The sequence below is a fragment of the Pseudomonas sp. LBUM1666 genome (assembly GCF_059695775.1).
In genome coordinates, this window is the sequence record NZ_CP166789.1 from 4,253,484 (window position 1) to 4,274,469 (window position 20,986).

13 protein-coding genes are annotated in these 20,986 nt (G+C 61.0%); 10 read left to right on the forward strand and 3 right to left on the reverse strand.

The features are described from left to right. The first annotated feature begins 11 nt into the window (after nucleotides 1–11). The 5 genes from ACA056_RS19520 to ACA056_RS19540 are packed head-to-tail and all read left to right on the forward strand — an operon-like array spanning nucleotide 12 to nucleotide 5,672. A complete protein-coding gene (locus tag ACA056_RS19520; RefSeq protein ID WP_497267040.1) occupies nucleotides 12–1,244 on the forward strand; it encodes a capsule polysaccharide biogenesis protein in 1,233 nt (410 codons plus the stop codon). Next, the gene (locus tag ACA056_RS19525; protein ID WP_497267042.1) at nucleotides 1,241–2,017 is read left to right on the forward strand and encodes an SDR family NAD(P)-dependent oxidoreductase; all 777 of its coding nucleotides are present in this window, start codon (nucleotides 1,241–1,243) and stop codon (nucleotides 2,015–2,017) included. The genes ACA056_RS19520 and ACA056_RS19525 overlap by 4 nt, the downstream gene beginning before the upstream one ends. Before the next feature lie 4 nt (nucleotides 2,018–2,021). Further along, the gene (locus ACA056_RS19530) at nucleotides 2,022–3,572 is read left to right on the forward strand and encodes an LTA synthase family protein (RefSeq protein ID WP_497267044.1); all 1,551 of its coding nucleotides are present in this window, start codon (nucleotides 2,022–2,024) and stop codon (nucleotides 3,570–3,572) included. After that, a complete protein-coding gene (locus tag ACA056_RS19535; protein WP_497267046.1) occupies nucleotides 3,565–4,176 on the forward strand; it encodes a GNAT family N-acetyltransferase in 612 nt (203 codons plus the stop codon). Before ACA056_RS19530 ends, ACA056_RS19535 begins: the two co-directional genes overlap by 8 nt. After that, nucleotides 4,173–5,672 carry a capsular polysaccharide export protein, LipB/KpsS family gene (locus ACA056_RS19540; RefSeq protein ID WP_497267048.1) on the forward strand — a complete coding sequence of 500 codons (1,500 nt, stop codon included), beginning with the start codon at nucleotides 4,173–4,175 and terminating at the stop codon, nucleotides 5,670–5,672. The genes ACA056_RS19535 and ACA056_RS19540 overlap by 4 nt, the downstream gene beginning before the upstream one ends. Here ACA056_RS19540 and ACA056_RS19545 read toward each other — a convergent pair. Beyond that, nucleotides 5,667–7,016, reverse strand: coding sequence for an aminotransferase class I/II-fold pyridoxal phosphate-dependent enzyme (locus ACA056_RS19545; RefSeq protein WP_497267050.1), 1,350 nt, complete (start codon nucleotides 7,014–7,016; stop codon nucleotides 5,667–5,669). The genes ACA056_RS19540 and ACA056_RS19545 overlap by 6 nt on opposite strands. Nucleotides 7,017–7,024: 8 nt before the next feature. Continuing rightward, on the reverse strand, nucleotides 7,025–14,602 hold the full coding sequence (locus ACA056_RS19550) for an SDR family NAD(P)-dependent oxidoreductase (protein WP_497267052.1): 7,578 nt from the start codon (nucleotides 14,600–14,602) through the stop codon (nucleotides 7,025–7,027). Nucleotides 14,603–14,929: 327 nt separating this feature from the next. On the opposite strand from ACA056_RS19550, the gene ACA056_RS19555 reads away from it, so the two are divergent. Beyond that, nucleotides 14,930–16,495 carry a methyl-accepting chemotaxis protein gene (locus ACA056_RS19555; protein WP_497267054.1) on the forward strand — a complete coding sequence of 522 codons (1,566 nt, stop codon included), beginning with the start codon at nucleotides 14,930–14,932 and terminating at the stop codon, nucleotides 16,493–16,495. A gap of 232 nt (nucleotides 16,496–16,727) precedes the next feature. Here ACA056_RS19555 and ACA056_RS19560 read toward each other — a convergent pair whose 3' ends face one another. Further along, nucleotides 16,728–17,429 carry an alpha/beta family hydrolase gene (locus ACA056_RS19560; RefSeq protein WP_497267056.1) on the reverse strand — a complete coding sequence of 234 codons (702 nt, stop codon included), beginning with the start codon at nucleotides 17,427–17,429 and terminating at the stop codon, nucleotides 16,728–16,730. A gap of 109 nt (nucleotides 17,430–17,538) precedes the next feature. Between ACA056_RS19560 and ccoN the strand changes: the two genes are divergently transcribed. The 4 genes from ccoN to ccoP are packed head-to-tail and all read left to right on the forward strand — an operon-like array spanning nucleotide 17,539 to nucleotide 20,754. Continuing rightward, nucleotides 17,539–18,963: a cytochrome-c oxidase, cbb3-type subunit I gene (gene ccoN, locus ACA056_RS19565; RefSeq protein WP_046057047.1), complete on the forward strand. Its 1,425-nt coding sequence runs from the start codon at nucleotides 17,539–17,541 to the stop codon at nucleotides 18,961–18,963. Between the two features lie 10 nt (nucleotides 18,964–18,973). Further along, entirely contained in the window at nucleotides 18,974–19,582 is a 609-nt protein-coding gene (gene ccoO / locus ACA056_RS19570) for a cytochrome-c oxidase, cbb3-type subunit II (RefSeq protein ID WP_497267058.1), read from the forward strand. 21 nt (nucleotides 19,583–19,603) lie between these two features. Next, the gene (locus ACA056_RS19575; protein WP_497273572.1) at nucleotides 19,604–19,804 is read left to right on the forward strand and encodes a cbb3-type cytochrome oxidase subunit 3; all 201 of its coding nucleotides are present in this window, start codon (nucleotides 19,604–19,606) and stop codon (nucleotides 19,802–19,804) included. Then, nucleotides 19,801–20,754 carry a cytochrome-c oxidase, cbb3-type subunit III gene (gene ccoP, locus ACA056_RS19580; RefSeq protein WP_497267060.1) on the forward strand — a complete coding sequence of 318 codons (954 nt, stop codon included), beginning with the start codon at nucleotides 19,801–19,803 and terminating at the stop codon, nucleotides 20,752–20,754. Before ACA056_RS19575 ends, ccoP begins: the two co-directional genes overlap by 4 nt. Nucleotides 20,755–20,986 lie beyond the last annotated feature (232 nt).

Below are 20,986 nucleotides of genomic sequence, written 5' to 3' on the forward strand. Positions count from 1 at the left end.
CAAGACGCTCCGTGTCGACCAAACCGCGCAACTCCTTTTTGTTCCTGCAAGGTGTCAGTTCCCCCTTCTTCGCCCGTTTGGCTCAAGCCCTGCGTGCCGAAGGGCAATGGGTCAAATCCGTCAGCTTCAATATGGGTGACACCCTGTATGGCAAGGGTTCGCGCGTGTTTTACTCGGCCCGGCCCGAGCAGCTCGAAGACTTCTATACCCAGTGCTTCAAGGCGGAAGGCATCACCGATCTGGTGCTGTTCGGTGACCGTCGTCCCGTGCATTTGCCGGCCATTGCGCTGGCGAAGCGCCTGGGCGTGCGGGTGCATGTTTTCGAAGAAGGGTACTTCCGGCCTTACTGGGTCACGCTGGAACGTGATGGGGTGAACAACCATTCGTTGCTGCCACGGGACCCGGAATGGTATCGGGAAGTCGGCAAGCACATTCCGCGTTATCACAACGGCGACTCGTTCAAGTTGTCCTTCGCCTCCCGGGCCTTCCACGATGTGATGTATCACGTCGGCGGTGCCTTGAACAAAGTCTGCTTCCCGCACTACAAGACCCACGCGCCTTTTAACGCAGCGGTCGAGTATGCCGGCTACATCCGTCAGGGCATTCGTCTGGCGAGCGCCAAGGGCCGTGATTCATCGGTCATCAGTGAAGTGGCGCGCAATCGCCATCGCACTTTCTTGTTGCCACTGCAGCTGGACAGCGATGCGCAGATCCGCGATCACTCGCCGTTCAAGCACATGAAGGATGTGTTGAAGCATGTAATGGGTTCGTTCGCCCGCCATGCCGGCAGTGACACGCGCCTGGTGGTCAAGAATCATCCCCTGACCCCGGGCATCGTCAACTATGACCGTATCACCCGGCGCATTGCCCACAAACTCGGCATCGCCGATCGCGTGGACTTCCTCGAAAGCGGCCACATGCCAACGTTGCTGTCCCACGTCGCGGGCGTGATCACGGTCAACAGCACCGTCGGCGGTTCGTCACTGATGCACAACGTGCCGACCATCGCCCTCAGCGACCCGATCTACAACCTCAAGGGGCTCACCCACCAAGGCAGCCTCGACGATTTCTGGCACACGCCGGAACCGCCAGACACCACGCTGTTCCAGCGCTTTCGCAGCACAGTGATTCACACCACCCAGGTCAACGGCGGCTTCTATACGCGCTGCGGTATCGACATGGCCGTGAACAATTCGCTGGAAGTGCTGATGGCCAAAACCTCAAAGATTGAACGGTACCTATGACGCTGCACAAAAACCCACGCTGCATCCTTATCACCGGGGCCACGGGTGGCATCGGCGGCGCGCTGGCACCGGCGTATGCTGCGCCAGGTGTGACCCTGATTCTGCAAGGCCGGCGCACCGAGCGCCTGGAAGAAATGGCTGCGCAATGCCGCGCTGCCGGCGCTCGGGTCATCCTGCACGCGCTCGATGTCCAGGACCTGGTGGCGGTGCGCGAATGGATGACCCGGATCAGCCAAACCGAGCAGCCTGACCTGATCATTGTCGGTGCCGGGCTCAATACCGCTGCGGGTCCCAACTCGGAAGATGAAGTCTGGGAGCTGTCCCAGGCCGTGATCGAAGTGAACGTCATGGCGGCCATCGCCACCGTGCAGGCGGCGTTGCCGGCCATGCGCGCTCGTAAGCACGGCCAGATCGCGCTGTTCAGTTCCCTCGCCGGTTGGCGCGGGCTGCCCGCTACACCCAGCTACAGCGCCAGCAAAGCGGCAATGAAGGCTTATGGCGAAGCCATGCGCGACCTGGTCGCCGCTGACGGCGTGCGGATCAATGTGATCATGCCGGGTTATGTCGAATCGAAAATGTGCTTTGAAATGCCTGGGCCGAAACCGCTGCTGTGGAACCCGGACAAAGCCGCGCAGCGGATCCGTCGCGGCCTGGCAGCCAACCAGGCTCGAATCAGTTTCCCCTTCCCCTTGAACCTCGGATGCTGGGCCCTGGGCGTGATTCCCCCACGGATGTCATCTGTCATTTTGCGATGGCTGGACTACGGTGCCTGATTTCTTGAACAGTCCTTTTACCTGGGTCATCGCTGGCGGGTTTGTCCTGACCTGTCTTCTCGAAGCGTTGCTGATTCCCCGCCCGACCTTGCGTCGTCCACTGCGCAGCTGGCTGCTGCATGCCGGGGTGTGGCTATTTGCGGTGGCCGTGCTGTACACGATCACCGGGCGCCCTTATTTCAGCGCGGTGAACGCCCTCGCCCTGTGGCTGCTGATCGTGATGGTGAGCAACGCAAAGTATCACTCGCTGCGTGAACCGTTTGTGTGTGCAGACTTTGAATACTTCAGCGACGCGGTACGTTTTCCACGCCTGTACCTGCCCTTCTTCGGCATCGGCAAAACCATCGTGCTGGCCCTGGCGTTTGTCGCCTATCTTGCGTGCGGACTGTATTTCGAGCCTGCCGCTGCGCAGGCGATGCCCGTTGGCCTCGCTACGTTGGCGAGCGCCGTGCTGTTGCTGATTCTCGGCGGCATCAAGCCACTGCAACCGACTTACGATGCCAGCCTGGATTTGACCCGCTGGGGTCTGGCCGCCAGTTTGTGGACCTATTTTCGCGCAGCACGACGCAAGGTCGCTATCGACCAATTGCACTCGCCGTTCGCCCTCGATCCGCGTCAGGCGCCTGCCACGATGGGCACTGTGCTGCCGGATCTGGTGTCCGTGCAGAGCGAGTCGTTTTTCGATATTCGCCGGTTGTGGCCGGGCATCCGCGAGCAGGTGTTGAGTCACTACGACGTGTTGCGCGGTGAAGCGCTGGCACACGGTCGCCTGCAAGTCGCGGCCTGGGGCGCCAATACTGTGCGCACCGAGTTCGCCTTTCTGACCGGGATTGCAGGTGACAAGCTCGGCGTGCACCGCTTCAATCCGTATCGCCATCTGGCGCGCCAAGGGTTGCCGAGCATTGCCGCCGAAATGAAACGCAAGGGCTACCGCACCGTGTGCATTCACCCGTACGACGGTAGTTTTTACGGTCGCGACCAGGTGCTGCCGGCGCTGGGTTTTGATGAGTTCATCGACCAGCGCAGCTTCAACGATTCGCAAAAAGCCGGGCCGTTCATTGGCGATTGTGCGGTGGCCGACAAGATCACTGAATTGCTCAACGACAGCACCCGCACTCAGCCGTTGTACATCCACGCCGTGACCATGGAAAACCACGGCCCGCTGCAACTGGAAACCGTCGATGCCGCTGAGTTGCCGACTTGGTTCGACCGCCCGCTGCTGGATGACCTGCGCGATCTGGCGCCGTACCTTCGGCACGTTAGCAACGCCGATCGGATGCTCGGCCAATTGCGCGAGTGCCTGATGTCGCGACCGAACCCGACCGGACTGTGCTTTTTTGGCGACCACGTGCCGATTCTGCCCCAGGTGTATACCGCACTCGGTGCGCCGGATGGCGATACCGACTACTTCATCTGGTCCAACAAGGCGCTCAGCAGCCGCGCGGCCACGTCACTGGCAGTCGAACACCTGGCCAGGACGTTCGTCGACCAGTTGAGTCGCACCAAGGCTGCAAGCAAACCTTTGAGCCAGGCCCAGACCGCCCTCCATGACTGAGAATGCCTGCGAGCCGCTGCGGATCGTCCTCGGCTCCCGCTTGCCGGAGCGCGACGAGGCGATCGCGCGGCTGATCGCCTCGGGCCGTGGTTCGCTGGCCTTCATCCTCGGCGATGAAGCCTGCCGCTATCGGCTGCTGGCCCAGGCGATCAATTGGGACCGGATTCTGATTGCCTATCGCGGCCCCACTGCGCTCGGCTATGCCGCGTTCAAGCACCATCGGCGCGGGCCGTTCTCGCCGGGTTTCGGCCCCTTCCGGGGCGAGTTCGGCCGGCTTCGCGGCGGTGTGCGCTACCTGCTGTTTGTCATTACTGAATGCCGCGAGTGGTACTACGGGTTTTATCTGTATGGCTTGCGGGTGATCAAACCGGCGCGCCATCAAGGCATTGCTACCGCGCTGCTGACAGAGACATTCGAACAGGCTCGTCAAGCGGACTACGACAGGGTTGAGCTTGAGGTTCAAGTGAAAAATCAAGGCGCCCAACGGCTCTACACCCAGCAAGGTTTCGTCCGGGTGCGCACCACACCCGTGAATTGGCTCGGCCGGTTACTGCCCTTCCCTGCGGTGGTGAACATGCGCCGCTCACTGAAGCCCCAGCCATGAAGCGCGACGACATGAATCAATCGCTGGTCGAAGGCCCGGGCTGGATCGGCATCATGTCCCAGTGGGTCATGTGGCGGGTGTTTCACCTGACCGAATTTCTCGACCCGGAAGGCAAGCCGTCATGGCTGTGGCGGCGTGGCCCCAATAAGCCCAAGGGTCTCAAGGCGATTTCCGGGATTGGCTACAAGCGCTCGTCGGACCACGCCCGGGTGCTGTGCAAACGCTGGGACATTCCCTACATCGCACTAGAGGACGGTTTTCTGCGCTCCTCCTCCCTCGGGGTCGAGGGCGATACGCCGATGTCGATGGTGGTCGATCCAATCGGCATTCACTACCTGGCGGATCGTCCTTCACTGCTGGAAAACATCCTCCAGCAATCGCAGCAGCTGACGGCCGACGAACTGGCCACCGCCAACGAGCTGATGACGCTGATGCGCAGCAGTTGCATCGGCAAATACAACAACGCCCCGGACCTGAGCGATGATGACCCATTGGGTCGGGACACGCAGCTGGTGCTGGTGGTGGATCAAACCTACGGCGACTTTTCGATTCCGGGCGGCGGCTTGTGCGAGGCGGACTTCATTCGCATGCTTGATGCAGCGCTGGCAGAAAATCCCGGTGCCGACGTTCGCGTAAGGATTCATCCGGACTGCATGAGCGGGCACAAGAAAAGCTGCTTGCTCGACGCCGCGAAGGCGCGCGGCGTAACGCTGGAAAGTCGCCCGATATCTTGGGCTTCTCTGGCACGTCGGGCCGCGCGCGTCTACATCGCCACCAGCCAGGCCGGGCTCGAAGCCTTGATTCAGGGCGTGCCGGTAACGTGCTTCGGGCTGCCCTTTTATGCCGGCTGGGGTTTGACCGACGACCGTTTGGCCATCCCGCGCCGGCAGGCACGACCGACTCTCGAACAGCTGGTCGCCGCCGCCTACATTCGCTATTGCCGCTACGTGGATCCGTTGACTGATCAGCGCTGCGATGTCATGACCGTGGCCCGTCAATTGGCGCGGCAAAAACAACAGGATGCGCAATTTGCCGGCTCACTGACGGTGCTCGGCGTGCCTCGACGCCAACAACCGGCTATTCGCAGCTTTCTCAACAGCCGCTGGGGCCGGGTGAAGTTCACCCGTGACAACACCGAGCTGATGACGCAAGTAGTTCGCGAGGAAGGCAAACTGCTGGTGTGGGTTGCCGGTGAAGCGGTTGATTTGCACCAGCGCGCCGAGGCGCACGGTGTACCGCTGTGGCGCATAAGTCCGGACGTTTTGCAGGCACCGGGACGCCGCGCATCGGCCTCCCTGGTTGTGGATCGCAGACCGCACCATTCAGTAGTCGGGCAGCGGAAAATGGTGCCAGATGCAGATGTGCAGCGACTGGTGCACGTTCGCGGCATGCCCTGCAGCCCGGAACACAGTGCGTGTCCCGAGACTGGCCTGCTCGACAGTTACGCTCGTTATCGACAGATCCGACGCTACCTCAAGGGCATGCTCGGCCTATAGCTTTTGCAGTTCCTGCGCCACGGCGCTGACGGTTTCGGCGATTTGCTCCGGCGTGTGCAGGCACGACACGAAGAACCGGACACGGGCCGCTTTTTCCGGCACGGCCGGGTGCAGGATCGGCTGGGCGTTGATGCCTCGACGCGACAAGGCCCAAGACAGTTGCGTGGCTTTGAGCGAGCTGCCGGTAATCACCGGGATCACCGCCAGTCCCGTACTGGTGCCGGTGTCCAGGCCCGCCTCTTTGGCCAACTGCAAAAATTGTTGGCCTCGAGCCTGAAGCTTTGCCACCCGCTCGCGGTCTTCACGCAGGCAACGCAAGGCAGCCAGCGCCGCGGCGGCCACCGGTGCAGGCATGCCGACGCTGTACAAAAAACCCGGCGCAAGAAACTTCAGGTGCTCGACCAGCGCCGCTTCGCCGGCAATGTAGCCGCCACAACTGGCCAGGCTTTTACTTAAGGTGCCCATCCAGATATCCACGTCTCCGCCGGCCAGGCCGAAGTGTTCGCGGATGCCTTTGCCCGTCTGCCCCATGACACCCAGCGAGTGCGCCTCATCGACCATCAAAAACACTTTGTGTTTTTTCTTCAGCTGGACAAAACGCGGCAGGTCCGGGTAATCGCCGTCCATGCTGTAGATGCCTTCCAACACCACCAGCACCCGTTCGAAATGCTGACGCTGATCACTCAGCACACGGTCGAGGGCTTCCCAGTCGTTGTGGGCAAAACTCAGGCGTCGCGCGCCGGACAATTGCACACCTTGCAGCACGCTGTTGTGGATCAGTTCGTCATGCAGGATTAAATCCCGCGGGCCGAACAGGTAACCGATGGTCGTCACGTTGGTCGCATGACCGCTGACAAACGTAATGGCGTCTTCCACTTCGTACAGGTCGGCGAGCTCGCGCTCCAGCTCACGGTGGATCGGTCGGTCGCCCGAGACCGGACGGCTGGCGGACACCGACGTCCCATAGTGATCGATGGCCGCTTTCGCCGCCTCCGTCACCGCCGGGTGCCCGGAGTAACCCAGGTAGTTGTAGCTAGCGAAATTCACATAACTGGCGCCCTGGATTACGGTTTCCGCACCCGCCAGGCCTTCATGCAATTTGAAGAACGGATTGGCCAACCCGAAACGCGCCGCGCCATCGAGCATGATCCGCAGCTGCTGATAGCCGGGGTGCTGATCGAAACGATAAAACTGTTCCGGCACGCTGTGCACCGAACTGTTCACGCCCTCCAGCGAAGGTCCCGGCGCGACATTGGTCGTCTGGCGCAGGCGCCGTTCCAGGGCTTGCTGGATCAGCTTGTCTTTCATCGAAGCGGCAAGCCCGGGGGAGGATTTATTGGTCATAGTCCGAATCAGTTAATCAAACGAGTGAGGTTGGAATCCTGGCCATTGAGGCCATCGCTCAATTGCGCAATGTCCTCCCGGGACAGCTCCGCGCCGTGACGCGATAGCGCATCGGCTGCCCGCGTTTGCAGCGTGTCGGCGCTGGCCTGTGGCGCGTCATGCTCCTGGTTGCCGCGTAACAGTTCGAGAATCCGCCCGGTCAATTTGGCGATGCTGGAGGTTTCGCTGAGTTCCATCACCGGCAGGCGAATCCCGAAGCGTTCCTCGACTGCGACCACCAACTCGACGCTCATCAACGAGTCCAGCCCCAACTCTTGCAGGGGACGGGTGATGTCGAGTTTGTTGGTCGGCAAGCGCAGGATTTCGCTGATTTCCTGTTTGAGCATTTCACCAAACAGCTCCGTCAGTTCCTGTTCGTTCAGCTCGACCAGCAAACGCTGGATATCGTCGATGTCACTTTCCTCGTCCTGTTCACCACCATTGAGACGGGCCAGTTCGCTGAACTTCGGCGTGTTCGCCGCCGGCAGGAAACGCGACAGCGCTTTCCAGTCGAGCTCCAGCACACCGAGCCCGGAACGTTGCTGCAAGAGCAGTCGTTCGAGGGTGTCCAGCGCTACTTGCGAGAGCAACGCCGAGCCGCCCATGCGACTTTGCAGGGCGTCTTTGATGTCCTCGTTACGCGCGAGGAAACCCGCATCATCAATGGCGCCCCATAGCACGCTGGTCGCAGGTAGACCGAGAGCCAGGCGATGGCGGGCCAGGGCTTCGAGCCAATGGTTGGCCGCTACATAGTTGGCTTGACCCGGGTTGCCGAACAACGTGGTTGCCGAGGAAAACAGCACGAAGAAGTCCAGCGCCAGATGTGCGGTCATTTCATGCAGGTATTGCGCGCCCTTGGCTTTGGGCTCAAGTACCCGCTGCACTTGTTGTGAGGTCAGGTTGCGAATCAGCCCGTCGTCGAACACCGTGGCCGCGTGCACGACACCGCGCAACGGGTGGGCACTGGCTTCAATGCGCACCATGACCGACTTCAATTGCGCGACGTCGGTGATGTCGCACGCCAGCGCTTGAACCTCGATACCCTGCTCGCGCCAGACCGACAGCATTGGCTGCGCTTCTTCGGTGGCGGCGCCACGGCGCCCCAGCAACACCAGATGACGAGCGCCTTTTTCCACCAGCCATTGCGCGGTGCGCAGGCCAAATCCGCTGAGACCGCCGGTGACCAGATAAACGCCATCGGCCGACAGGTGCAACGTTGGCGACTGAGCCACCGGTGCGCTGAAGACCTGCTGAATCGGCGTGCGATAGGTGACGACAATTTTACCGATCTGCCGCGCCTGCTGCATGTAGCGGAACGCCTCGACGACTTCATTGGCATCGAAGGCGCGGTACGGCAGTGGCGTCAGGAAGCCGTCCTGGAACAACCCCATCATCTCGCTGAACAACCGGCGGGTCAGCTTTGGACGCTCGCTCATCAGTTGATCGGCATCGATGCCGAAGTAGCTGATGTTGTTGCGGAACGGCCGCAGGCCAATCTTGGTGTTCTGATAGAAATCGCGCTTGCCGAGCTCAAGGAAACGCCCGAACGGTTTAAGCACGCGCAGGTTGCGGTTGATTGCCTCGCCCGCCAGCGAGTTGAGCACCACGTCCACACCGCGACCATCGGTGATCGCCAGGATGTCGTCGGCATACGCCAGCGATCGGGAGTCGAACACGTGCTGGACGCCGAGCAGGCGCAGGAAGTCGCGCTTCTCGTCGCTGCCGGCCGTGGCGTAAATTTCGGCGCCGCACCATTTGGCGATCTGGATGGCGGCGATGCCCACACCACCGGCCGCGCCGTGGATCAGGATCTTCTCGCCAGGCTCCAGCCGCGCCAGGTAATGCACCGCGTAATATACGGTGAAGAACGTACTCGGAATGGTTGCCGCCGCTTCGAACGACATGCCTTCGGGAATGCGCGCGACGGCGTTGGCATTGGTCACCAGACGGTTGGCGAAGCTCGATGGACCGAACCCGACGACGCGGTCGCCCGGCTCGAAATCACCTTCGACCAACGCGCCTTTATCGCGCACCACTCCGGCGAATTCAAAGCCCAAGGTCGGGCCCGAAAAGCCGTTTTCAATGGCCTCATCGGAGAGCAGACCCAAGGCATACATGACGTCCCGGAAGTTCAAACCGGTGGCCTGGACTTCGATGTCCAGCTCATCATCGGCCGGCACTAACGGCGCCCGGGTTTCCCAGCGCAGATTGCGCAGCTGACCCGGCAAATCGAAGCCTAGTTTGACCTGAGTGGGCACATTCTTCAGCGTATCACCCGGCACGTCATTGGGCTGGATGCGCAAACGGGCGACGTAGCGATCACCGGCGGCGCTGATCGCCAGTTCGGTTTCGCCATCGGCCTGCAACAGCGCGGGCAGCAATGCGTCGACACCGGCATCGGCAGCCAGATCGAGCAAGCGCACGCGGCAACCGACCGCCTCGTTCGCCAGGGTCCGACCGAAGCCCCACAGGGCTGCATCGGCCAGCCCTTGCACAGTGCTTTCTGTTCGAGCGCTGCGGGGCAGCAAATGAACGGCGGCGCCGGAGGTCAGCAGCCAGCAATCCGGCGCAATGCCCACGGCCTCACAGGCTTGAGTGATCGCAGCGGCCAGCATGCATCGGTCTGCCTGAGCATCCAAACCTTGTGGGGCGAACAGACCGGCCAGCATCACCACGTGGTGCGGCGCCGCGTCGGTCTGACGCAGTTGGTCCGCCAATCCGACGGCAGAGGCCGGGGCCAGCAGCACTACGTCCTGACCCTGTTCACGCAAGCTCGACGCCAGGGCGCGGGCAAATGGCGCGTCCGCACCCTGTTCGCTGGCCACCAGCAACCAGTTTTGGCGCGCGTGCTCAGCCATAATTTCAAGTGCTTTTGGTGTGTGCGCAGCCGCCACCAACACGTAGCTGCCGCAAGCCGCGTGAGGGATCAGCTCCAACGGCTCGGACACGGCGAGGCCATGACGCTGCAATTCCTGCTGCCAGAAACTCGGACGCTGCTGCACCGACAGCCGTTGCTGTCCGTGCCCGGCCAGCCACCAGGACGCTTGCGCGCCAAAGGTAAAGTCCGCCCAACGCGCGGGGTGTTGCGCCAACAACAGCAGTTCACCGTGCGCGCGAAGGCGTGTAGCCACGTATTGCAGGCCTTGGCTGACCGCGTCCAACGGCGCCAGGTCAGTGGTGACCAGCGCCAGGTCGAACTCGTTGCCCGGCACCTTCGGCAATTGCGCGAAATCGGCGAGGGTCATGATCTGCAAGTGAGCAAAGTCCGCCTGGAGCATCGACACCTGCTCGGTGTTTTCCGCGCAGTACTGATAGTCGATGCGGTCGAAATCCAGCGTCGCCGCGAGGTCGGCGGCCAATGGTACCCCTTCAGAACCCAGCTCGATAATACGCAGACGCTGGCCGTCAGGCAGCACGCTCAGCCGCTCGGCGATGTGCGTGCGCACGCCGCCGAGCAAGGCGTGATAACCGGCGGCGCCGAGCACCTGGCGGGTCAATTGCGCTGGCGAGGTCTCCCGCGGCAGCAGTTGCGCGATGGTTACTTGCCCGCTCAACAGCGCCAGCAGGTGCACGCCGATACGGCCGACCGAATGAATGATCTGGAAGTGCTCGGGATAGCTGCGGAACAGCTCCTGCCAGATCTCTTGCGCGCGCGCACGCTCGCCTTGATCGGCCACCTGCCAGTTGCCTTCAGCGGTCAGGAGCAGACTGCCCTCTTCCACGGCCAGCGCCAGCAAATGATCGAGGTAGCCGGACACTGCGTGCGCCTCCGGGCCCCAACTCGAACGCTGCTGCCACGTGAGTTCACCGCCGAGTTGCTCGATCGCTTCCCAGAGGAAACTGCCGCACAGGTTGTCGAGCAGCGGGTCGACTTCATCGGCATAACGGGCCAGCGCCGGATCGTTCGCAATCGCGGCAATCTGTTGCTGCAAGGTCGCGCCCAGCAGTGAATCCGTCAGCGGCGAACGAGGACCATCGAGGGAGTAGGGTTTGGCAATCCCGACGAAGTCCACCAGCTTCAGGTCGCCGCTGCGATCCTTGTGCAGGCGCACACCGCGGAAACGCGCATCCTTGATGCAGATAACCGCACGGCCTTCATCGTCATACAGCGTGAAGTCCGCCAACAGCGAATGCTCTGAACGACGCACCAGCCGGACTTGTGCCAGGCACGGCGGCCGGCTACCCGTAGCGAACGAGATCCGTCCGAGTTTGACCGGTATGAACGCCAGGCCCTTACGGCTCTTGGCGTCGCTACGAAGCAGTTGGGTGATCAACTGGAAAGCACTGTCGAGCAATGCCGGATGCAAATGCAGGCTCGTGAGTTCCGCTTCGATCAACTGCGGAACGGTGAGTCGCGCCAACACTTGATTATCGTCAATCCAACCGTCCGCTACCGCCTGATAAGCCGGGCCGTAATTGAGACCGACCGCGCGGGTCAGCGCCAGATGATCCGCCGAGGTGAAGTCCGGTGCTCGGCTCGGCAAGGCCGGCGCGGTGCCAGCGAGCAAACCACCGCGGGCTTCGCCAGGAAATCTGGCGATCACATGCTGAACCCACGGTTCGGTCTGGGCCGTGCTACGCGAAACGATGGACAGCGCACCGTCGGTGCTGTCGACCACTACTCGGACTTTCTTGCTGGAATCGGCGTGTAGTAATAGCGGGCTGTGGATTTCCAGTTCTTCGACTTCTACGTATTCGCCTGGCTGATACTGCAATGCAGCGGCCAGCGCGACCTCGGTAAAACCGGCGCCAGGAAACAACACCGCGTCGCCGACCATGTGGTCGCCCAGCGATGGGAACAACTGGGTATCCAAGCGATTGTCCCAGGTCAGTTCATGCCCCGGCAGCGCGTAACCCAACAACGGATGAACCCGCTCGCGCTGAAGGCGACCAGAAGACTCGGGTGTCTCCGGATGCCAATGACGCTCGCGTTGCCATGCGTAATTAGGCAACTGCACGAATCGACCTGTGTGTGGAAACAGACATTCGTGTTGAATGTCCACGCCAGCGATCAAGACTTTCGCCACGGTGCGATCGATCAGTTGTGGGGTTTCCGCGCCACGCAGATCCGTCGCGATCACGACGGCTTGCCGTTCCTTACAGTTGTGCGCGTCGGCCAAGTACGAACGCAGAATCGGATGTGGACCAACCTCCACGAAAACGTTATAGCCCTGCTCGACGAGTTTTTCGCTGGCGGACTGGAACAGCACTGGAAGGCGGATGTTTTGCCACCAGTACTCGGCGCCCAGTAGTACACCGGCCAGTTCGTTACCAGTCACGGTCGAATACATCGGAATGCGCGATGGCCCCGGTACCACATCGCTCAACGCGTCGATCAGCGCATCACGGATCACGTCCATGGCCGGCGAGTGGAACGCGTAGTCGAGGCCCAGACGTCGAACGAAGATCTGACGCTCGGTCAGCGCCTGTTCCAGAACGTCCAGTGCTGTTTGCGGACCGGCGACGGTCGCGCCCTTGAAGCTGTTCTCACCGGCGACCACCAGGTCGTGGTGCAGGTTGAGCGTTTGCAGCAAGCTGGCGGTGTCTTCGCCGGAGAGACCGACCGCCGACATTTGCCCGCTGCCTTTGGTCAATCCTTGCAAGCGACTGCGGTGATAAATAACCCGAGTGGAGTCCTTGAGCGTCAGCGCACCGCAGGCCCAGGCGGCGGCGACTTCACCCACGCTGTGCCCAGTGACAGCCATCGGCAGAACACCTTTCGCGGCCAGCATCCGCGTGATACCGACCTGCAATGCAAACAGCGCCGGTTGAGCAATCTCGGTCAATTGATAGCGGTCTTCGCCATTGTCGCCGGCCAGTTCCGCCCGCAGCGAGTAACCCGCCAGCGGTTCGAAAATGGCGTCCACCTCGGCCACGGCCTGATGGAACACCGGGTCGGCGAGCAACGACTTGCCCATGCCTTGCCACTGCGAGCCATTACCGGAATAAACGAACACCGGGCCTTTCGGTTGCTCCAGCGCCAGACCGCTTTCGAGCACCGCCGACAGGGTTGGCACCCCGGGATCTGTCGCAAAATCGAGCAGTGCCTGAGCACTGTGTTGAGCATCGGCGCCAAACACCACGACCCGCTGCGGGTGCACGTCGCGACGCACCAGTGACTGATAGGCAACGTCGTAAAGGCTTCCCTCGCCGGACTCGGACAAAAACTCCGCGAACTGCTCCGACTGAGCGGCCAGACCTGCGCTGTCCTTGGCCGACACAATCAGCGGCACAGGGTGATCAGTCGAGGCTGGTGCCTCATCGGCCTGCGGTGGACTTTCCAGAATAACGTGCGCGTTCGCACCACCAAAACCGAACGAATTGACCCCGACCACTAGTTTGCCGGTGGGCTTGAGTGCCTGGGTTTCGGTGATGACCTGCAAGTTGAGGTCGGCGAACGGGATATTCGGATTGAGCCTGGTGATGCCGATGGTGGCCGGCACCTGGCGTTTAATCACGCAGAAAAGCGCCTTCATCAAACCGGCAACGCCGGACGCGGCTTCAAGGTGGCCAATGTTGCTTTTGATCGAGCCGATCAGCAGCGGCTGGTCGGCAGGGCGTTGCTGGCCGAGCGCTTCGCCAATGGCGCGGCTTTCAATCGGATCGCCGACCGGTGTGCCGGTGCCGTGCGCCTCAAGGTAATCGATCTGCGTGGCGTCGATGCCGGCTGTAGCATAAGCCTGTGTCATCAGTGCAATCTGCGCCTCGGCACTCGGTACAGTCAGACTCGACTTGTGGCCATCGGTGTTCGCCGCGGTGCCGGCTACTACGGCCAGGATCTGGTTACCGTCCGCGACCGCCTTGTCGTAATCCTTCAGATAGAACAGACCCGCCCCTTCGGACCGGACATAACCGTCGGCGGATTCATCGAACACATGGCATTGGCCTGTGCGTGAGAGCATCGACGCCTTGGAAAAAATCAGGAAGCCGAACGGATGAAGGTGCAGGCTGATACCACCGGCCAGCGCCTGTTCAATATCACCGTTCTGAATCGCCTGGCACGCCTGGTGAAACGCAATCAGAGAAGACGAGCACGCCGTGTCGATGGCCATGCTCGGACCTTGCAGGTCGTAGAAATAAGAGAGCCGGTTGGCCGCAATGCTGAAGGTGTTGCCCGTGGCGGTGGCCGCTTCGATCGCCGACAAGTCATGCGCCAACCTGTAGCTGTAATCGACGCTGGCAATGCCCAGGTAAACGCCACAATCGCTGCCGCGCAGGCTCGAAGGCTTGACGCCAGCGTTCTCGAACACTTCCCAGCCGAGCTCGAGCAACAGACGTTGCTGAGGGTCCATGATCGCGGCTTCGCGCGGAGAAATATTGAAAAAGCCTGCGTCGAAGGTGGAGATATCTCCAAGCGAGCCAGACGCGAACGTATAGGACGTTGCCGGGTTGGCCTTGTCCGGGTGCAGGAACTCGTCTTTGGACCAGCGAGAAAAATCTGCTTCGGTGATGAAGCTCCGCTGGTCTAACAGGTGCGGCCAAAAAGTTGCGGAAGTAGAGCCAGGAAAACGGAACGACGTCCCAATGATTGCAACTTTTTTACGCATTGCTACGAGCCCTTTTCATACCCGGACTTTTTTCAAAGGCTGGGCAACAATCAACTTCCATTAATATAAATGCTGGAGCACCGGCGACACTTTATGAAAGTCGTGTCGCTAAATCCTGCTTGTACCCAGCCAACGTCCTACATAAAACAGCGGCGAATCATACGCGCCCAGTCTCCTGAGGGAAACCTGAATAGCTCAACCACTGGGCGGGCCGGCCTTTTCAGCGCACTGCCGCAAATTTGAGACCCTCGTCCGATTTATAAAAAAGAATTCAATAAATTCGCGGCGCAGCCGACAACTTCTGAAAGCCTTGCGGATTGAAAAGCCATGCGTAACAACCAGCCTATTACACAACGCGAACGGACCTTCCCGGCTCAGCAACGGTTGATTTCCACCACCGATGCCAAGGGTGTGATCACCTACTGCAACGACGCTTTCGTCGAGATCAGCGGGTTTTCTCGTGAGGAACTGATCCGTGCGCCGCATAACCTGGTCCGTCACCCTGACGTCCCGGCCGCGGTGTTCGCGCACATGTGGGGCACATTGAAACAAGGCTTGCCATGGATGGGTATTGTCAAGAATCGCTGCAAGACCGGTGATCACTACTGGGTTAACGCCTATGTCACGCCGGTTTTCGAAGGCAATCAGGTGGTCGGTTACGAATCGGTGCGGGTCAAACCCACCGCCGAGCAGATCCGCCGTGCCGAAGCGCTCTACCAACGCATCAACCAGGGCAAGTCGGCGATTCCTTCAACGGACAAATGGCTGCCGGTGCTTCAGGACTGGCTGCCGTTCATTCTGGTCAGCCAGCTGAGCTTCATGATCGGTGCGTCGCTCAATTCCCAATGGGGTTTTGCGTTGGCCGCCGGCCTGTCGGTGCCATTGGGTCTGCTGGGGTTGAGCTGGCAACAGCGCGGCCTCAAGCGTCTGCTGCAGCTGGCCGGGCAGACGACCTCCGACCCGCTGATCGCGCAGATGTACACCGACAGTCGCGGCGCTCAAGCACGCCTGGAGATGTCGATCCTCAGCCAGGAAGCCCGCCTGAAAACCTGCCTGACCCGTCTGCAGGACACCGCCGAGCATTTGAGCGACCAGGCGAAACAGTCCGACACCCTGGCTCACAGCAGCTCCACCGGCCTGGAACGTCAGCGCGTCGAAACCGAGCAAGTGGCCACCGCCGTCAATCAGATGGCCGCCACCACTCAGGAAGTCGCCAGCCACGTACAGCGCACGGCCGATGCGACTCAGGAAGCCAATCGCCTGACCGGTCGCGGCCGCGACATCGCCGGGGAAACCCGCGAAGCGATCCAGCGCCTGTCGGTGGTGGTCGGTGAAACCGGCCTGACCGTGACCCAACTGGCCAAGGACAGCGACGAAATCGGTGGTGTGGTCGATGTGATCAAAGGCATCGCCGACCAGACCAACCTGCTGGCCTTGAACGCCGCCATCGAAGCGGCCCGTGCCGGTGAAATGGGTCGCGGGTTTGCGGTGGTCGCCGACGAAGTCCGTCAACTGGCGCAACGCACCAGCGAATCCACCGGGCAGATCCATGCGTTGATCGCCAAGCTCCAGCAAACCGCCAGCACGGCGGTGCAAACCATGGAGGCTGGCCATCGCCAGGCCGAAGAAGGTGTCGCGCGGGTTTTGGAAGCGGATCAGGCACTGGTGGGGATCAGTGAAGCGGTGGCCAACATTACCGACATGACTACACAGATTGCTGCTGCGACTGAAGAGCAAAGTGCTGTTGCCGAGGAAATCAGCCGCAACATCAGCAACATCTCGCACTTGGCGGATCAGACCTCGGAACAGGCGCAACACTCGGCGTTGTTGAGTGAAGAACTGACGAAGACGGCGAATACTCAGTATTCGTTGGTGGAGCGGTTTAACCGCTGATTGTTGCTAGAAGCTGATACTCGGACTGTGGGGCGGGTAGGGTTTGAGATATGTATCGTCTTGAAAATCCACCCCTCACCCCAACCCTCCCGAAACGTCGGACCGCCCCATAAGGGGGAGGGGGAAAGGGAGCCGATCTTTGTCGTTTCCGGAGCCTGAGTTCGACTCGATTTTTCAGGTCGATGCATCGCGAAAGACACCTCGATCAGTCCCCTCGCCCTCTGGGAGAGGGTTAGGGTGAGGGCTGTCCCTGAAGGAACGCAGCCACCCTGCCAGCCGCAGCCGCCAGATGCTGCTCATGGGTAAACCCCGAAGCCTTCAACGGCTTCAAGTCATGATCCCCCGCTACCAGCCACAACACCTCGATACTCGGTGCCAACGTGTAAGCCTGGACCGCCTCGCGATTGCCCAACGCATCCCGCTCGCCCTGAACAATCAACGTGCGCGTCTTTAACCCGGCCAAATGCTCAACCCGAGGTTTCTCCGGTTTACCGACGGCATAAAAGGGATAGCCAAGGCAAACCAACGCATCGACCTCCAGTTCATCTGCCAAAAGACTGGCCATCCGCCCGCCCATGGACTTGCCGCCAATAGCCAGACGCCCAGCGACATGGCGTCGCACCACGGCATAGACCTCGCGCCAGCATTCCAGCAATTTGGGGGCCGGATTGGGTGGGCGTTTACCGCCATCGATACGCCGTTGCGCCATATAGGGAAACTCGAAGCGCAACACGTTGACCCCATGCGCGGCAAGGCGCTCAGCCATGTCGCTCATCCAGCCACTGTCCATCGGCGCGCCGGCACCATGAGCGAGAATCAGCGTCACAGGTTCCGCCGAGGCCTTTGAAGCCGCCTCATTCCACAACCATCCATGATCCCGCACACACCGCGCCCATTGATCCCCGTCAATACTGGCCTTGTGCTCTTTGTCCATGCTTGCCTCGCTTTTAGTCTGCCTATAACTCCAGGCGAAGGGAGCGTCTGCCGTGCGACTTACTCGCAAAGGCGGGCCTTCACTTCGGCTGAACCGTGGATGGGGAACCATGAACACTTCTATCAGTACCGCCTACAACTACAAGGTGGTCCGCCAATTCGCCATTATGACGGTGGTGTGGGGCATCGTCGGTATGGGGCTCGGGGTTTTTCTCGCGGCTCAATTGGTCTGGCCTGAACTCAACTTCAATCTGCCGTGGACCAGCTTCGGGCGCCTGCGCCCGTTGCACACCAACGCAGTGATCTTCGCCTTCGGCGGTTGCGCCCTGTTCGCCAGTTCGTTCTATTCGGTGCAACGCACCTGCCAGACCCAACTGTTTGCGCCGAAAATCGCCGCGTTCTGCTTCTGGGGCTGGCAAGTAGTGATTCTGCTGGCGGCCATCAGCTTGCCGCTGGGTTACACCAGCTCCAAGGAATACGCCGAGCTGGAATGGCCGATCGACATCCTGATCACCATCGTCTGGGTCGCCTACGCCGTGGTGTTCTTCGGCACGATCATGCAGCGCAAGACCAAGCACATCTACGTCGGCAACTGGTTCTTCGGTGCGTTCATCATCACCGTGGCGATTCTGCACATCGTCAACAACCTTGAACTGCCGGTGAGTTTCACCAAGTCTTACTCGGTTTACGCCGGTGCGACCGATGCCATGGTTCAGTGGTGGTACGGGCACAACGCCGTCGGCTTTTTCCTCACCGCCGGTTTCCTCGGGATGATGTACTACTTCGTGCCGAAACAGGCCGAGCGTCCGGTGTATTCCTATCGCTTGTCGATCGTGCACTTCTGGGCGCTGATCACCCTGTACATCTGGGCCGGTCCGCACCACTTGCACTACACCGCGCTGCCGGACTGGGCGCAGTCGCTGGGCATGGTGATGTCGCTGATCCTGCTGGCGCCGAGCTGGGGCGGGATGATCAACGGGATGATGACGCTCTCGGGCGCCTGGCATAAGTTGCGCAGCGACCCGATCCTGCGCTTCCTCGTGGTCTCGCTGGCGTTCTACGGCATGTCGACCTTCGAAGGGCCGATGATGGCCATCAAAACGGTCAACGCCCTCTCCCACTACACCGACTGGACCATCGGCCACGTTCACGCCGGCGCCCTCGGTTGGGTGGCGATGATCTCCATCGGCGCGCTGTACCACATGATCCCGAAAATCTTCGGTCGCACGCAGATGCACAGCATCGGCCTGATCAACGCGCATTTCTGGCTCGCGACCATCGGCACCGTGCTGTACATCGCTTCGATGTGGGTCAACGGCATCGCCCAGGGCCTCATGTGGCGCGCAGTCAATGAAGACGGCACGCTGACCTACTCCTTCGTCGAAACCCTGGTGGCCAGCCACCCTGGCTTCGTCGTGCGCCTGGTAGGCGGTGCGATCTTCTTCAGCGGCATGTTGCTGATGGCCTACAACACCTGGCGCACCGTGCGGGCCTCGCAGCCTGCCGAAGTCGCCGCTGCTGCGCAGATCGCCTGAGGAGGCCGCCATGAAACACGAAACAATCGAGAAAAACGTCGGCCTGCTGATGTTGCTGATGGTGCTGGCCGTGAGCATTGGCGGCCTGACTCAAATCGTCCCGCTGTTCTTCCAGGACGTGACCAATAAACCGGTGGAAGGCATGAAGCCCTACACCGCGCTGCAACTGGAAGGTCGCGACATCTACATCCGCGAAGGCTGCGTCGGCTGCCATTCGCAGATGATCCGCCCGTTCCGCGCCGAGACCGAACGCTACGGCCACTACTCGGTGGCCGGTGAAAGCGTCTGGGATCACCCGTTCCTGTGGGGCTCGAAACGTACCGGTCCGGACCTGGCCCGGGTTGGCGGTCGCTACTCCGAAGACTGGCACCGTGCGCACTTGTACAACCCGCGCAACGTGGTGCCGGAATCGAAGATGCCCGGCTATCCGTGGCTGGTGGCCAATCAACTCGACAGCAGCCACACCGAAGGGAAGATCAAGGCGATGCGCACCCTCGGCGTGCCGTACACCGACGACGACATCACAGGCTCAGTCGCCTCGCTCAAGGGCAAGACCGAAATGGACGCCCTGGTCGCTTACCTGCAAGTGCTCGGCACATCCATCAAGAGCAAGAGGTGAGCCATGGCCATGCCCTTTGAAATCGTAAGCGAAATGAGCAGTGGAATGATCCGCGGCCTGGGCACGGTCGTGGTGTTCATGGCCTTCGTCGGCCTGACGTTGTGGGTGTTCAACAGCAAGCGCAATCCGGAATTCGCCGAAGCGCGTTTGCTGCCGTTCGCCGATGAACCCCTATCCGACGACGCCACCCAAGAACCTGAAACAAGGAGTACCCGGCCATGACCACCTTCTGGAGTACGTGGATCTGCGTACTGACCATTGGCAGCCTGATCGGCCTGACCTGGCTGCTGATCAGCACCCGCAAGGGCGAAACCAAGGGCAGCGTCGACCAGACCATGGGCCACAGCTTCGACGGCATCGAGGAGTACGACAACCCGCTGCCGCAGTGGTGGTTCATGCTGTTCGCCGGCACGCTGATATTTGCAGTGGGCTATCTGGTGCTTTACCCAGGGCTGGGCAACTGGAAAGGCATCCTGCCGGGTTACGAGGACGGTTGGACCGGCGTCCACGAGTGGGAAAAGGAGATGAACAAGGCCGATGCGAAGTTCGGGCCGATCTTCGCCAAATTCGCGGCAATGCCCGTGGAAGAAGTGGCTGCGGACCCGCTAGCGTTGAAAATGGGCGGTCGCCTGTTTGCCTCTAATTGCGCGGTCTGCCATGGCTCGGATGCCAAGGGCGCTTTTGGTTTCCCCAACCTGGCTGACAACAGCTGGCGCTGGGGCGGCAACGCCGACACCATCAAAACCACGATCATGGGTGGTCGCATGGCCGCGATGCCGGCCTGGGGTGAAATCCTCGGTGATGCCGGCGTGAAGAACGTCGCGGCTTATGTGCGCCATGACCTGGCCGGCCTGCCGTTGTCGGCCGACAACGGTGCCGACCTGCATGCCGGGCAGCAATCGTTCAGCACCATGTGCGTAGCCTGTCATGGGGCAAACGGCCAGGGCACTGAAGCAATGGGTGCGCCGAATCTGACGCAACCGGCCGGTTTTATCTATGGAACAGGCCTGACGCAGCTTGAACAAACGATTCGTCATGGTCGCCAGGGCCATATGCCGGCGCAGAACGAACTGCTCGGCAACGACAAGGTGCAATTGCTGGCCGCTTACGTTTACAGCCTGTCCCACGGGCTGAGCACCGAGCGTTTGCAGGCTGAAGGCAAACACGAATAAATCTCGACCGCTCTGCTGCCGCATTCTCCCGGATGCGGCAGTTCCCTGCCCCTTTGCGACCAAGTGTCGCACCCCTCCGTTGGTCCTCCTTTCGGTTCCCCGGATTCGGGTCTAAGCTTCCCCCGATGCGGACTGGCATGAGCCGGTTCCAGGTCGACCCAACCCGATGTGTTCGACGAATCTGCTCGATGACAAGCCGCAAAGGCTGGTAGATACCGGCTGTCGTGCCAAT

Bases quoted from the DNA above. Each gene is read 5' to 3' on its own strand.
- ACA056_RS19525 (WP_497267042.1), top strand. From the start codon at position 1,241: ATGACGCTGCACAAAAACCCACGCTGCATCCTTATCACCGGGGCCACG.
- ACA056_RS19535 (WP_497267046.1), top strand. From the start codon at position 3,565: ATGACTGAGAATGCCTGCGAGCCGCTGCGGATCGTCCTCGGCTCCCGC.
- ccoP (WP_497267060.1), top strand. From the start codon at position 19,801: ATGACCACCTTCTGGAGTACGTGGATCTGCGTACTGACCATTGGCAGC.
- ACA056_RS19540 (WP_497267048.1), top strand. From the start codon at position 4,173: ATGAAGCGCGACGACATGAATCAATCGCTGGTCGAAGGCCCGGGCTGG.
- ACA056_RS19560 (WP_497267056.1), bottom strand. From the start codon at position 17,429: ATGGACAAAGAGCACAAGGCCAGTATTGACGGGGATCAATGGGCGCGG.
- ccoO (WP_497267058.1), top strand. From the start codon at position 18,974: ATGAAACACGAAACAATCGAGAAAAACGTCGGCCTGCTGATGTTGCTG.
- ACA056_RS19545 (WP_497267050.1), bottom strand. From the start codon at position 7,016: ATGACCAATAAATCCTCCCCCGGGCTTGCCGCTTCGATGAAAGACAAG.
- ccoN (WP_046057047.1), top strand. From the start codon at position 17,539: ATGAACACTTCTATCAGTACCGCCTACAACTACAAGGTGGTCCGCCAA.
- ACA056_RS19555 (WP_497267054.1), top strand. From the start codon at position 14,930: ATGCGTAACAACCAGCCTATTACACAACGCGAACGGACCTTCCCGGCT.
- ACA056_RS19550 (WP_497267052.1), bottom strand. From the start codon at position 14,602: ATGCGTAAAAAAGTTGCAATCATTGGGACGTCGTTCCGTTTTCCTGGC.